Here is a 15110-nt window from a genome sequence, read left to right as displayed (position 1 = left end):
CCCATGTCCAATCTGAATGACCTGACTGCCCTGGCCCTGCCTTCGGGCAGCCAACTGGTAGCCGATGCCACCGAAAGCCGTCTGAGCCTGAGCCTGGACGGGCAACCGCTGATTCGCCTGCGTCTTGATCGTGAAGGCCAGGGGCCGATCCAGATCGATGAGCGCTATGCACTGCCGCCGGGCCAGGCGCTGTGGGCGGCCTGTTATTGGCTGTTTGCCCGGGATCCGGCGCGTCAGCAATTGATCTGGCAACTCGATCAGGCGCCGACCGAAGCCTTGCTCAGCGGTTTGCTGGTGGGCACTGAAGTGGCGGGTGAATACCGCTGCGAGCGCACGCTGTTCTGGCAACTGCCGCAACCGTGGCTCGGCACATCGCTGACCGGCAGCTATCCGCAGCAGATGGTCATCAGCAACGGCAAGCGTCATCCGCTGCGCCCGGTGAAACCGCGTGGGGAAGTCTATCGGCGTTTCGATGCGCGTCTCGGTGCCTGGATTTCCCTGCGAACGGTGGAGATCGAGCAGGATCTGGCGCGTTTCAATCGCTGGCAGAACAGCCCTCGAGTCGCCAGTTTCTGGCAGGAAGAGGGCAGCCTCGAACAGCACCGCGAGTACCTGAGCAAACTCGACGCCGATCCGCACACGCTGACCCTGATCGGTTGTTTCGATGATCAGCCGTTTGCCTATTTCGAAGCTTACTGGGCCAAGGAAGATCGCATCGCGCCGTTCTACGATGCCGACAATTACGATCGCGGCATTCACATGCTGGTCGGGGAAGAAGACCATCGCGGCCCGCACAAGGTGGCGAGCTGGCTGTCGGCGCTGGTGCATTATCTGTTCCTGGATGATCCGCGCACGCAGCGCGTCGTTGCCGAACCGCGTGCCGACAACGCGAAGATGATCGGCCACATGCACAACCAGTGCTTCCACTGCGAGAAAGAATTCGATTTCCCGCACAAGCGCGCGGCGCTGATGATCCTTGGGCGCGAGCGGTTCTTCGACCGGTGCACGCTGGTGTGACATTGCGCTGAAAACAAAAAAGATCGCAGCCCTTCAACGAAGGCTGCGATCTTTTTTTTGGCTCTGTTTCAGGTCAGCGACGGTTCGCGGACACCGCATCGGCGCGGCTGCCGGATACCTTGCGGCAGTGCACCAGCGCATCGCGAATCATGAAGTTGACCAGCGTTGGCGAAACGCCGAGTTCCTTGGCAATGTCCTTCTGCGGCACGCCGTGCAGACGGTACATCTCGAACGCATAGCGGGTGCGGACCGGCAGCTCGGTCAACGCGTCGGCGATGTGTTCAAGGGTCGAGAAGTTGATGTGCGAGGTTTCCGGCGAAGCGCCCTGAATGACCACGTTCAACCCTTCCTCCTCGGGGCCGGCGTACTTCTGCTCCAGCGCCTGTTTGCGGTAGTGATCGATCGCCAGATTACGCACGATCTGGAACAGATAACTCAGCTGGGCCTTGATCGACGACGTGATCGGCGGCGCCGACTGCAGTCGGAAGAACGCATCCTGGACCACATCTTCGGCGCGTGACCGGCAGCCGGTAATGCGGGCTGCAATCTTGACCAGAATCAGTCGATTGTCGACGAATGCCTGAAGTAGCGGTGAATCGCACCTGCTTGTGGATACTTGTTCCGTCATGGAAATCACCTTGCTGCCAATAGGTTAGTGGGACGCCTGGGGGACGGGGCCGTCCTACACATCGAGCGACAAATTATGTTGAATGATAATGATTGTCAATTGAGAAAGAGAACTAATGATCCATAACAGTGCGATCTGAGAACTGCGACACGCCGCCGCACTCGCCCAAGCGCCCAGCCCCGTTGGCGATCCAGCCTGCCGACTAATTATTTCAAGACGTCATCCGTTCTCATTGGTGAATGGATCCGGGTACGCAGCCCCGGACCTACCGCATTCCAATGCCTTGCACGGTCGGCAAAGACCGTGTCCCGCATGCCTTGCACGGGCATGCCGCAGCCAACCCGATTCCACCAGCAAGCCGAATTCAGGCAGGAAACCTCATGACCGACGCGTTCGAACTCCCCAGCACCCTGGTCCAAGCCCTCCAGCGCCGCGCGGCTCTGACGCCGGATCGGCTGGCCTTGCGCTTTCTCGCTGAAACCGAGGCGCAGGCTGTGGTGCTCAGTTATCGCGAACTCGATCAGCGTGCGCGCACCATCGCCGCGGCGTTGCAGGCCGAGGCCGGATTCGGTGATCGCGCGGTATTACTGTTCCCGAGCGGCCCGGATTACGTCGCGGCGTTCTTCGGTTGCCTGTACGCGGGCGTGATCGCGGTGCCGGCTTATCCGCCGGAATCGGCCAAGCGTCATCATCAGGAGCGCCTGCTGTCGATCATTGCCGACGCCGAGCCGCGTCTGCTGCTGACCAGCGCCGACCTGCGCGACGCCCTGCAGCAAATCGAAGGCGCGCCGCCGCTGCTGTGCGTCGACACCCTCGACGCTGCGCTGGCCGAGCGCTGGGTCGAACCGACCTTGCCGCAAGACCACATCGCTTTCCTGCAATACACCTCCGGTTCCACCGCGCTGCCCAAGGGGGTGCAGGTCAGCCACGGCAACCTGGTGGCCAACGAACTGCTGATCCGCCACGGCTTCGGCATCGACGTGAACCCGGACGACGTGATCGTCAGCTGGCTGCCGCTGTATCACGACATGGGCCTGATCGGCGGTCTGCTGCAACCGATCTTCAGCGGTGTGCCGTGCATCCTGATGTCGCCGGCGTACTTCCTCGGCCGGCCGTTGCGCTGGCTTGAAGCGATCAGCCAGTACGGCGGCACCATCAGCGGTGGGCCTGACTTCGCTTATCGTCTGTGCAGCGAGCGGGTCAGCGAATCGGCGCTGGAACGTCTCGACCTGAGCCGCTGGCGTGTGGCCTATTCCGGCTCCGAACCGATCCGTCTCGACACCCTTGAGCGTTTCGCCGAGAAGTTCACTGCGTGTGGTTTCAGCGAAAACAGCTTCATGGCGTCCTACGGTCTGGCGGAAGCGACCCTGTTCGTCGCCGGCACACCGCGGGGCACAGGGATTCCGGCGTTGCGCGTCGACGATCAAGCCTTGGCACAAAACCGCGCCGAGCCGGGCGAGGGCAGCCCGATCATGAGCTGCGGCATCAGTCAGCCCGATCATGCGGTGCTGATCGTCGAACCGAACACCCTTGAAGAGCTGGCCGACAATGCCGTCGGTGAAGTCTGGGCCGCCGGCCCGAGCATTGCCCCCGGTTACTGGCGCAACGCCGAGGCCAGCGCCAAGACTTTCGTCCAGCACGCCGGCCAGACCTGGCTGCGCACCGGAGACCTGGGTTTCATCCGCGAAGGTGAACTGTTCATCACCGGCCGCCTGAAAGACATGCTGATCGTGCGCGGCCACAACCTCTACCCGCAGGATCTCGAGAAAACGGTAGAGAACGAAGTCGAGGTGGTGCGCAAGGGTCGCGTCGCCGCGTTCGCGGTCAATCAGAATGGCGAAGAAGGCATCGGCATTGCGGCGGAAATCAGCCGCAGCGTGCAGAAAATCCTCCCGCCTGAAGCACTGATCAAAGCCATCCGTCAGGCCGTGGCCGAGGCGTATCAGGAAGCACCGAGCGTGGTGGTGCTGCTCAATCCGGGCGCGTTGCCGAAAACTTCCAGCGGCAAGTTGCAGCGTTCGGCCTGCCGCAATCGTCTGGCCGACGGCAGCCTCGACAGCTACGCGGTGTTCCCGTCGGCCACCGCTGAAACCGCTCATGAGTCGACCGCGTCCGCCTCCGAACTGGAAGCCCTGATCGGCAAGATCTGGGCCGAGCAACTCAACGTCAAACAGGTCAACGCCGACGATCACTTCTTCCTGCTCGGCGGCAACTCGATCGCCGCCGCCCAAGTGATTGCCAAGGTTCGCGAAGAGCTGAGCCTGGAGCTGAACCTGCGCCTGCTGTTCGAAGCCCCGACCCTGTCCGCATTCGCCGCCGCCGTGGCGCAACAGCAGCAGGACGGCGGCAGCGCCCAAGGCGAAATCACCGCACTGTCGCGCAACGAAGCGCTGCCGCAATCGCTGGCGCAAAACCGACTGTGGATCACCTGGCAGCTCGATCCGCAGAGCAGCGCCTACAACATTCCCGGCGCCCTGCGCTTGCGTGGCGAACTGGACGAGGACGCTCTGCGCATCAGTTTCCAGCATCTGATCGAACGCCACGAATCCCTGCGTACGCGCTTCTTCGAGCGCGATGGCGTGGCCCTGCAACAGGTCGAAGCGGCGGGCGAATTCAATCTGCAACTGATCGACATCAGCGACCTGCCGGCCAGCGAACGTGAAGCCCGCGCACAACGGATCCGCGAAGACGAAGCCCGCACCCAGTTCGATCTGGAGAAAGGTCCGCTGCTGTGGGTAACGCTGGTTCGCCTTGACGACGAAGATCACCAACTGCTGGTGACCCTGCACCACATCATCGCCGACGGCTGGTCGCTGAACGTGTTGATCGACGAGTTCTCGCGCCTGTACGCCGGCGCTTCCCAAGGCCAGCGCGCCGAACTCGCGCCGCTGCCCACCCAATACGCCGACTACGGCAGCTGGCAGCGCCAATGGCTGGCGCAAGGCGAGGGCGAACGGCAACTGGCGTACTGGAAGGCGCAGTTGGGTGACGAGCATCCGACCCTGGAACTGGCGACCGACCATCCGCGTTCTGCCAAACAAATTCACAGCGCCGCACGCCATAGCGTTCGTCTGGGGATCAGCCTCAGCGATGCCATTCGCCAGACGGCCCAAGCCTATCAATCCACGCCGTTCATGCTGCTGCTCTCGGCGTTCCAGAGCCTGTTGCATCGCTACAGCGGCCAGCGCGACATCCGCATCGGCGTACCCAACGCCAACCGTCCGCGCCTGGAAACCCAGGGCCTGATCGGCTTCTTCATCAACACTCAGGTGCTGCGCGCCGACGTCGATTCGCGTCTGCCGTTCACCGAACTGCTGGCGCAAACCCGACAAGCTGCACTCGGCGCCCAGGCGAATCAGGATCTGCCATTCGAACAACTGCTGGAAGCCTTCCCACAGGCGCGCGAGCAGGGCATGTTCCAGGTCATGTTCAACCACCAGCAGCGCGACCTGAGTGCGCTCAAACGCCTGCCGGGTCTGCTCGCCGAAGAACTGCCGTGGCACAGCCGCGAGGCCAAGTTCGATCTGCAACTGCACAGCGAAGAAGACCGAAACGGTCGCCTGACGCTGTCGTTCGACTACGCCGATGAACTGTTCGACGCCGCGACCATCGAGCGCCTTGCCGAGCATTTCAGCAACCTGCTGCGAGCGGTTTGCGAACGTCCGGAGCAAACCATCGGCGATCTGCAATTGCTGACCGCCGCCGAAAATACTCAGCAAAGCGAATGGAGCATTGCCCCGTGCACCCCGGCGCAACAATGGCTGCTGGAACTGCTCAACGAACAAGCGCGGCAAACCCCTGATCGCACCGCACTGGTGTGGGACGGCGGCAGCCTCGACTTCGCTGAACTGCACACCCAGGCCAACCGTCTGGCCCATTACCTGCGCGACAAGGGCGTCGGCCCGGACGTGTGCGTAGCCATCGCCGCCGAGCGTTCGCCGCAACTGCTGATCGGCCTGCTGGCGATCATCAAGGCCGGTGGCGCCTACGTGCCGCTGGACCCGGATTACCCGGCCGATCGTCTGGCCTACATGCTCAGCGACAGCGGCGTCGAACTGCTGCTGACCCAGACGTCATTGCTCGACCGCTTGCCGGCCAGCGAAGGCGTCAGCGTGATCGCCATGGACACCCTGCACCTGGAGAACTGGCCGAGCCAGGCACCGGGCCTGCAGCTGCACGGCGACAACCTCGCCTACGTGATTTACACCTCCGGCTCCACCGGCCAGCCGAAAGGCGTGGGCAACACTCACGCGGCGTTGGCTGAACGCCTGCAATGGATGCAGAACACCTATCGCCTGAACGACACCGACGTGCTGATGCAAAAGGCGACGATCAGTTTCGACGTGTCGGTGTGGGAGTGCTTCTGGCCGCTGATCACTGGCGCGCGCCTGCTGATCGCCGGCCCCGGTGAACACCGCGATCCGCATCGCATTGCGCAGCTGGTTCAGCAGTACGGTGTGACCACGCTGCACTTCGTACCGCCGCTGCTTTCGCTGTTCATCGACGAACCGTTGAGTGCCGAATGCACCAGCCTGCGCCGCGTATTCTCCGGCGGTGAAGCGCTGCCGGCAGAGCTGCGCAACCGCGTGCTGGCGCAACTGCCGGCGGTGCAACTGCACAACCGTTATGGCCCGACCGAAACCGCGATCAACGTCACTCACTGGCATTGCACCGTGGCGGATGGCGAGCGTTCGCCGATTGGCCGCCCGCTGGGCAACGTGGTCTGCCGGGTACTCGACAGCGATCTCAATCCAGTGCCGGCGGGTGTGCCGGGTGAACTGTGCATCAGCGGCATCGGCCTGGCCCGTGGTTACCTCGGCCGTCCGGCGCTGACCGCCGAACGTTTCGTGGTCGATCCGCTGGGCGAGCAGGGCGCGCGTCTGTACCGCACCGGTGACCGCGCACGCTGGACAAATGATGGCGTGATCGAATACCTCGGCCGTCTCGATCAGCAGGTCAAACTGCGTGGCTTCCGCGTCGAACCGGAAGAAATCGAAGCCCGTCTGCTGGCTCAGGACGGCGTGGCGCAGGCCGCCGTGCTGGTGCGTGAAACCGTCGCCGGCCCGCAACTGATCGGCTACTTCACCGCCACCGACACCAGTGAAAATCAGGATGGGCAAATCGCTCGCCTGAAAACCGCACTGGCTGCCGAGCTGCCGGAATACATGGTCCCGGCGCAACTGATGCGCCTGGACGCCATGCCCCTGAGCCCGAGCGGCAAACTCGACCGCCGCGCCTTGCCCGAGCCGCAATGGCAGGTGCGCGAACACGTCGAGCCGGTCACCGAGCTGGAACAGCAGATCGCTGCGATCTGGCGCGAAGTGCTGGGCCTGAAACAGATCGGCCTACGCGACGACTTCTTCGCCCTCGGCGGTCACTCGCTGCTGGCCACGCAAATCATCTCCCGCACCCGCCAGGCCTGCGACGTCGAGCTGCCGCTGCGTGCCTTGTTCGAGCACAGCGAACTGGGTGATTTCGCCGAGCAGATCCGCCAGATCCAGGCCAGCGGCCGCACCAACAAACAGCCGCCGATCGACAAGGTTGATCGCAGCAAACCGGTGCCGCTGTCCTATTCCCAGCAGCGCATGTGGTTCCTCTGGCAGATGGAACCGGACAGCCCGGCGTACAACGTCGGCGGCATGGCGCGCCTGCGTGGCGTGCTGGATGTCGGGCGTTTCGAGGCCGCGCTGCAAGCGCTGATCCTGCGTCACGAAACCCTGCGCACCACGTTCCCGAGCATCGACGGCGTGGCCCGTCAGCAGGTGCATGCCGAAACCGGCGTGCGCATGGACTGGAAGGATTTCTCGAAACTCGCCGCCGATGTGCGCGAGCAGAAAGTCCAGCAACTGGCCGACGACGAAGCACACCTGCCGTTTGATCTGGAAACCGGCCCGCTGCTGCGCGCCTGCCTGGTCAAGACCGCCGAGCAGGAGCATTACTTCGTTCTGACCCTGCACCACATCGTCACCGAAGGCTGGGCGATGGACATCTTCGCCCGTGAGCTCAGCGCACTGTACGAAGCGTTCGTCGATGACCGCGAATCGCCGCTGCAACCGCTGCCGGTGCAGTATCTCGACTACAGCGTGTGGCAGCGCAACTGGCTGGAGTCCGGCGAGCGTCAGCGTCAGCTCGACTACTGGACTGCGCAACTGGGCCGCGAACACCCGCTGTTGGAACTGCCGGGCGACCGTCCGCGTCCGCCGGTGCAAAGTCACCAGGGTGAACTGTTCCGTTTCGACCTCAGCGACGATCTGGCCGCGCGGGTTCGCGCGTTCAATGCGCAGAACGGTCTGACCCTGTTCATGACCATGACCGCCGCCCTTGCGACCTTGCTTTACCGCTACAGCGGCCAGACCGATCTGCGGATCGGCGCGCCGGTGGCCAACCGTATCCGCCCGGAAAGCGAAGGCCTGATCGGTGCGTTCCTCAACACCCAGGTGCTGCGTTGCCAGCTCGACGGCCAGATGTCGGTCGGCGAGTTGTTGGAGCAAGTGCGCCACACCGTGATCGAAGGTCAATCCCATCAGGATCTGCCGTTCGATCATCTGGTTGAAGCGCTGCAACCACCGCGCAGTGCCGCCTACAACCCGTTGTTCCAGGTGATGTGCAACGTGCAGCGCTGGGAATTCCAGCAGAGCCGCATGCTCGCCGGCATGACCGTCGAGTACCTGGCCAACGATGCGCGGGCGACCAAGTTCGACCTCAACCTGGAAGTCACCGACCTCGACCATCGCCTCGGTTGCTGCCTGACCTACAGCACCGACTTGTTCGATGAACCGACCATCGCGCGCATGGCCAGACATTGGCGCAACCTGCTGGAAGCGTTGATCGCCAACCCGCAGCAACGCCTCAGCGAGCTGCCGCTGCTCGATGCACCTGAGCAACAGCAATTGCTCGACAGCCTTGGCGTCGAGCCGGGCGAGCGTCGTCTCGACCAGTGCATTCATCACCTGTTCGCCGAGCAGGCACTGGCGCGCAAAGATGCGCCGGCCCTGACCTTCGCCGGGCAGACCCTGAGCTACGCCGAACTCGACGCCCGCGCCAACCGTCTGGCCTGGGCCCTGCGTGAACGCGGTGTCGGCCCGCAAGTGCGGGTCGGTCTGGCGCTGGAGCGTTCGCTGGAAATGGTCGTCGGCCTGCTGGCGATCCTCAAGGCCGGCGGCGCCTATGTGCCGCTGGACCCGGAATACCCGCTCGACCGCCTGCATTACATGATCGAAGACAGCGGCGTCGGCCTGCTGCTCAGCGACCGCGCGATGTTCAAGGCCCTCGGCGAGCTGCCGTCGAACGTGGCGCGCTGGTGCCTGGAAGACGACAGCGCGGCGCTGGCCGATTACCCGGCTACCGAGCTCCCATTTATCAGCCTGCCGCAGCATCAGGCGTACCTGATTTACACCTCGGGTTCCACCGGCAAGCCGAAAGGCGTGGTGGTGTCCCACGGTGAAATCGCCATGCACTGCCAGGCGGTGATCGAGCGCTTCGGCATGCGTGCGGACGACTGCGAACTGCATTTCTATTCGATCAACTTCGACGCCGCCACCGAACGTCTGCTGGTGCCGCTGCTCAGCGGCGCGCAGGTGGTGCTGCGTGCGCAGGGTCAGTGGGACGCGGAAGAAATCTGTGGCCTGATCCGTGAACATCGGATCAATATCCTTGGTTTCACCCCGAGCTACGGCAGCCAGTTGGCGCAGTTCCTTGCGACGCAAAACGACACTCTGCCGGTACGCATGATCATCACCGGTGGCGAGGCGCTGACCGGCGAGCACCTGCAGCGAATTCGCGCGGCGTTCAAACCGAGCCTGTTCTTCAACGCCTACGGCCCGACCGAAACCGTGGTCATGCCGCTGGCCAGTCTTGCGCCGGAAGTGCTGGAAGAGGGCGCCGGCAGTGTGCCGATCGGCAGCGTGATCGGTGATCGCGTGGCCTACATTCTCGACGCCGATCTGGCGCTGGTGCCGCAAGGTGCGACGGGTGAGTTGTTCGTCGGCGGTGCCGGTCTGGCGATGGGGTATCACGAGCGTGCGGGCATCACTGCCGAACGTTTCGTCGCCGACCCGTTTGCCGCCGATGGCGGGCGCATGTACCGCACCGGCGACCTGGTGCGCCAGCGCGCCGATGGCTTGGTGGAGTATCTGGGGCGGATCGACCATCAGGTGAAGATCCGTGGTTTCCGCATCGAGCTGGGCGAGATCGAAACCCGCCTGCTCGATCACGATTCGATCCGCGAAGCGGTGGTGCTGGCGCTGGATGCGCCGAGCGGCAAGCAACTGGTCGGCTATCTCGTGACCGAGGTCGCTTCGCGAAGCGAAGCCGAGCAGGCCGAACTGCGCGATGCGCTGAAGGCGCACCTCAAGACGCAACTGCCGGACTACATGGTGCCGACCCATCTGATCCTGCTGGCGAGCATGCCGCTGACCGCCAACGGCAAACTCGATCGCCGCGCGTTGCCGGCACCGGACCCGGAGCTCAATCGTCAGGATTACGTGGCGCCGAGCAACGAGCTGGAGCAGACCCTGGCGCAGATCTGGTGCGAGGTGCTCAACGTCGAGCAGGTGGGTCTGAACGACAACTTCTTCGAACTGGGCGGCGACTCGATCCTGTCGATTCAAGTGGTCAGCCGCGCGCGTCAGCAGGGCATTCACTTCAGCCCGCGTGATCTGTTCCAGCATCAGACTGTGCAGACCTTGGCCGCCGTTGCCAGCCGCAGTGAAACCGTGACCGCCGAGCAAGGTCTGGTGACGGGCGAATCGCGTCTGACACCGATCCAGCACTGGTTCTTCCACACCGAGATTCCCGAGCGTCAGCACTGGAACCAGGCGCTTCTGCTGGAACCGACGGTTGCGCTGGAACAGCACCGTCTGGAGCAAGCGCTGTTGGCGGTGATCGAGCAGCACGATGCCCTGCGTCTGCGCTTCACCGGGGTCAACGGCGCATGGCAAGCGACCCATCAACCGGTCACCGATGCCGCCGTGCTGTGGCAGGTTCGCGTGCCGTCGATGGACAAGTGCGCTGCACTGTTCGCCGACGCCCAGCGCAGTCTCGACCTTGCCCAGGGTCCGCTACTGCGCGCCGTGCTGGTCGATGGGCCGGAAGGTCAGCAACGGCTGTTCGTTGCGATCCATCACTTGGTGGTCGACGGTGTGTCGTGGCGGGTTCTGCTCGACGATCTGCAAACCGTGTATCGCCAGCTCGACGCCGATCAGTCGGTGAAACTGCCGTCGAAAACCAGCGCCTTCAAGGACTGGGCGGCGCGTTTGCAGGCTTACGCCGGCAGCGAATCCCTGCGTGAAGAACTGAGCTGGTGGCAAGCGCAACTGGCCGGTCCGACTGCCGATTTGCCGTGCGAACGTCCTGAGGGCGGTCGCGAGAATCGTCATGCGCAAACCGTCAGCGTGCGTCTGGATGCCGAACGCACCAGGCAACTGCTGCAACAGGCACCGAGCGCCTATCGCACGCAGGTCAACGATCTGCTGCTGACTGCGCTGGCCCGCGTGCTGTGCCGCTGGAGTGGTCAGCCCTCGGCGCTGATTCAACTGGAAGGCCACGGCCGCGAGACCCTGTTCGACGAGATCGACCTGACCCGCACCGTCGGCTGGTTCACCAGCGCCTATCCGCTGCGCCTGACCCCACACAACATCGAAGAGGCTGCCGGGCAGGGCGCTTCGATCAAGGCGATCAAGGAACAACTGCGCGCCGTGCCGCACAAAGGTCTGGGCTATGGCGTGCTGCGTTATCTCGCCGATGATGCCAGCCGTCAGAGCATGACGGCGTTGCCGAACGCACCGATCACCTTCAACTACCTCGGCCAGTTCGACCAGAGCTTCGGCAGCGATGCGCTGTTCCGTCCGCTGGATGAGTCGGTCGGCGCTGCCCACGATCCGCACGCACCGCTGCCGAACGAGTTGAGCGTCGACAGTCAGGTGTACGGCAGTGAGTTGCTGCTGCGCTGGACCTTCAGCGCCGAACGCTACGACGCGCAGACCATCAACGAGCTGGCCGATGCCTACGTCGGCGAGTTGCAGAGCCTGATCGAACATTGCCTGCAGGACGAGGCCGGTGGCCTGACGCCGTCGGACTTCCCGCTGGCAAAATTGACCCAGGCCCAACTCGACGCACTGCCGGTACCGGCGGCGCACATCGAAGACGTGTACCCGCTGACGCCGATGCAAGAAGGCATGCTGTTGCACACCTTGCTCGAACCGGGCACCGGTCTGTACTACATGCAGGATCGCTACCGCATCAACAGCGAACTTGACCCCGAACGTTTCGCCCAGGCGTGGCAAGCAGTAGTCGCCCGTCATGAAGCGTTGCGTGCGTCGTTCTGCTGGAACGTCGGCGAAGACATGCTGCAAGTGATCCACACACCGGGGCGCACGCCGATCGAGTATCTGGACTGGAGCGCCATCGCTGACGCCGAGCAAGAGCCGAAACTGCAAGCGCTGCTCAAGGCCGAGCGCGAAGCCGGGTTCGATCTGCTCAATCAGGCACCGTTCCACCTGCGCCTGATCAAGGTCGGCGCGGCGCGTTACTGGTTCATGATGAGCAACCACCACATCCTGATCGATGCATGGTGCCGTTCGCTGCTGATGAACGATTTCTTCGAGATCTACACCGCCCTCGGCGAAGGTCGCGAAGCGCAACTGGCAATGCCGCCGCGCTACCGCGATTACATCGGCTGGCTGCAACGCCAGAGCCTGGCCGAAGCGCGTCAGTGGTGGCAGCAGAACCTGCAAGGCTTCGAGCGCACCACGCCGATCCCGAGCGACCGTCCGTTTCTGCGTGAACACGCCGGCGAAAGCGGCGGCATGATCGTCGGCGACCGCTACACGCGACTGAATGTCGAGGACGGCGCCCGTCTGCGTGAACTGGCCCAGGCCCATCAACTGACCATCAACACCTTCGCCCAGGCGGCGTGGGCACTGGTGCTGCGCCGCATGAGCGGTGATCGCGACGTGCTGTTCGGCGTGACCGTGGCCGGGCGCCCGGTGGAGATGCCGGAGATGCAGCGCACCGTCGGCCTGTTCATCAACAGCATCGCGCTGCGGGTGCAGATCCCGGCGGACGATCAGCGCGCCAGCGTGCGTCAGTGGCTGAGCGGTCTGCTCGACAGCAACATGCAACTGCGCGAGTACGAATACCTGCCGCTGGTGAACATCCAGGAACAGAGCGAATTGCCGAAAGGCCAGCCGCTGTTCGACAGCCTGTTCGTGTTCGAAAACGCCCCGGTGGAAGTCTCGGTGCTGGACCGCGCGCAGAGCCTCAACGCGACCTCGGACTCGGGCCGTACCCACACCAACTTCCCGCTGACGGCGGTTTGCTATCCGGGCGACGACCTCGGTCTGCACCTGTCTTACGACCAGCGTTACTTCGACGAATCGACCATCGAGCGCATGCTCGGCGAGTTCAAGCGTCTGTTGCTGGCACTGGTCGACGGCTTCCATGGCGATATGGCCGACCTGCCGCTGTTGGGCCTCGAGGAACAGGACTTCTTGCTCCACGGCTGCAACCAGAGTGAGCACGACTATCCGCTGGAACAGAGCTACGTCGAGCTGTTCGAAGCCCAGGTCGCGCAACATCCGCAACGCATTGCCGCCAGTTGCCTTGATCAGCAACTGAGCTATGCCGAGTTGAACCAGAACGCCAACCGTCTCGGCCACGCACTGGTCGCAGCCGGGGTGCAGAGGGATCAACCGGTGGCGCTGCTGGCTGAACGGAATCTGGATCTGCTGGGCATGATCATCGGCAGCTTCAAGGCCGGTGCCGGTTACCTGCCGCTGGATCCGGGCCTGCCGAGCCAGCGTCTGCAACGCATCATTGAACTCAGCCGCACGCCGGTGCTTGTGTGCACCAAGGCTTGCCGTGAACAGGCGACGACCTTGCTGGATGAATTCAGCTGCGCCAACCGTCCACGCTTGCTGGTGTGGGAAGAGGTTCAGGCCGGCGCGGTGTCGTCGGCGAATCCGGGCATCTTCAGTGGCCCGGACAATCTGGCCTACGTGATCTACACCTCGGGCTCCACCGGGTTGCCGAAAGGCGTGATGGTCGAGCAGCGCGGCATGCTCAACAACCAGTTGAGCAAGGTGCCGTATCTGAACCTGAGTGACGCCGATGTGATCGCCCAGACCGCTTCGCAAAGCTTCGACATTTCGGTCTGGCAATTCCTCGCCGCGCCGTTGTTCGGTGCGCGGGTGGACATCGTGCCGAACACCATCGCCCACGATCCGCAAGGCTTGCTGGTGCATGTGCAACAGCAGGGCATCACCGTGCTGGAAAGCGTGCCGTCGCTGATCCAGGGCATGCTCGCTTCGGATCGCCTGAGCCTCGACGGTCTGCGCTGGATGCTGCCAACCGGTGAAGCGATGCCGCCGGAACTGGCGCACCAATGGCTTCTGCGTTACCCAGAGATCGGTCTGGTCAACGCCTATGGCCCGGCGGAGTGCTCGGACGACGTGGCGTTCTTCCGCGTCGACCTGGCCTCGACTCGCGGCAGTTACTTGCCGATCGGTACGCCGACTGACAACAATTTGTTGTACCTGCTCGATGGTGCGCTGGATCTGGTGCCGTTGGGTGCGGTGGGTGAGTTGTGCGTCGCCGGCACCGGTGTCGGTCGCGGTTATGTCAGCGATCCGCTGCGCACCGCGCCGGTGTTTGTGCCGAATCCATTCGGTGCGCCGGGCGAGCGGCTGTATCGCACCGGTGACCTGGCGCGCCGTCGCAGTGACGGTGTGCTGGAGTACGTCGGCCGGGTCGACCATCAGGTGAAAATTCGCGGTTACCGGATCGAGCTGGGTGAAATCGAGGCGCGTCTGCATGAGCAACCGGAAGTTCGCGATGGCGCGGTCGGCGTGCAGGAAGGCGTCAACGGCAAGCATCTGGTGGGCTACCTGGTGGCCGCAGATTCCGCACTGAATCAGAGCGAACGGCTGGAGCGGATCAAGCAGCGCCTGCGCGCCGAACTGCCGGAATACATGGTGCCGCTGCACTGGTTGTGGCTCGACCGGTTGCCGCTCAACGCCAACGGCAAACTCGACCGCAAGGCTTTGCCGGTGCTGGAGATCGGCCAGTTGCAAAGCCAGGATTACCTGGCGCCGCGCAGCGTGCTGGAACAGACTCTGGCCGATATCTGGGCCGAGGTGCTGAAGGTCGAGAAGGTCGGGCTACGCGACAACTTCTTCGAACTCGGCGGCCATTCGCTGCTCGCCACGCAGATCGCCTCGCGGGTGCAGAAAGCCCTGCAACGGGACGTTCCGCTGCGGGCGATGTTCGAATGCAGCACGGTGGAGGAACTGGCCGGGTACATCGAAGGGCTGGCGGCCAGCGACATTACCGAGGAGAAGGTTGATCGGTTGAATGACCTGATGGCGGAGCTGGAGGGGTTGTAGTCTTCAGCGTCTGTGAACTCAACATCGATCAACCGGAACATGGATGTACGTTTGTATAGTTGACGATCCCGAACCGGCAGCCC

General features: G+C 63.5%; 3 protein-coding genes. 2 read left to right on the top strand and 1 reads right to left on the bottom strand.

The genetic code is table 11. The features are described from left to right. Positions 1 to 3 precede the first annotated feature (3 nt). On the top strand, positions 4 to 1017 hold the full coding sequence (locus EIY71_RS07325; protein WP_102686439.1) for a GNAT family N-acetyltransferase: 1014 nt from the start codon (positions 4 to 6) through the stop codon (positions 1015 to 1017). A 73-nt stretch (positions 1018 to 1090) separates the two neighbouring features. On the opposite strand, the gene EIY71_RS07320 is transcribed toward EIY71_RS07325, so the two are convergent. Continuing rightward, a complete protein-coding gene (locus EIY71_RS07320) occupies positions 1091 to 1645 on the bottom strand; it encodes an RNA polymerase factor sigma-70 (RefSeq protein WP_007955779.1) in 555 nt (184 codons plus the stop codon). 380 nt (positions 1646 to 2025) lie between these two features. Between EIY71_RS07320 and EIY71_RS07315 the strand changes: the two genes are divergently transcribed. Beyond that, the gene (locus EIY71_RS07315; protein ID WP_134021158.1) at positions 2026 to 15027 is read left to right on the top strand and encodes a non-ribosomal peptide synthetase; all 13002 of its coding nucleotides are present in this window, start codon (positions 2026 to 2028) and stop codon (positions 15025 to 15027) included. Positions 15028 to 15110: the final 83 nt, after the last annotated feature.

The organism is Pseudomonas sp. CH235 (assembly GCF_004368175.1).
Lineage (GTDB): Bacteria > Pseudomonadota > Gammaproteobacteria > Pseudomonadales > Pseudomonadaceae > Aquipseudomonas > Aquipseudomonas paraglycinae.
Note: the sequence above shows the minus strand (reverse complement) of the source record. Positions and strands in the feature narration are given on the sequence as shown.